The sequence below is a fragment of the Anaerotruncus sp. DFI.9.16 genome (assembly GCF_024461615.1).
Classification (GTDB): Bacteria; Bacillota; Clostridia; order Oscillospirales; family Ruminococcaceae; genus Anaerotruncus; species Anaerotruncus massiliensis.
The window spans coordinates 1-241 of the sequence record NZ_JANFZX010000170.1; the positions used below are offsets into that span (position 1 = coordinate 1).

The following is a 241-nucleotide window of genomic DNA, read 5'->3' on the forward strand; positions in this document are numbered from 1 at the left end:
GGATTCTTTGATGATGTAGCCCCGGTTTTGTATAGTTGTGATCGTCGGAGCATAGGTAGAAGGACGTCCGATACCCAAAGCTTCCATTTTCTTTACCAGACTGGCTTCGGTGTATCTCGGCGGATGAAGGGTGTATTGTTCTATAGCTGTAATGAACTGACGTTGTAACTGGTCTCCCGGAGCTAAAGCAGGTAATAGACCGGCCTGTTCATCATCGGTTTCTTCGTCATGTGATTCCATG

The 241-nt window shown here is 46.9% G+C and carries 1 protein-coding gene; it reads right to left on the bottom strand.

Features of this window, described 5'->3' with window-relative positions; all coding sequences use genetic code 11:
• Positions 1 to 241 (bottom strand): DNA topoisomerase (locus NE609_RS17420; RefSeq protein ID WP_256153253.1); only part of this gene is annotated, 241 nt, incomplete at both ends.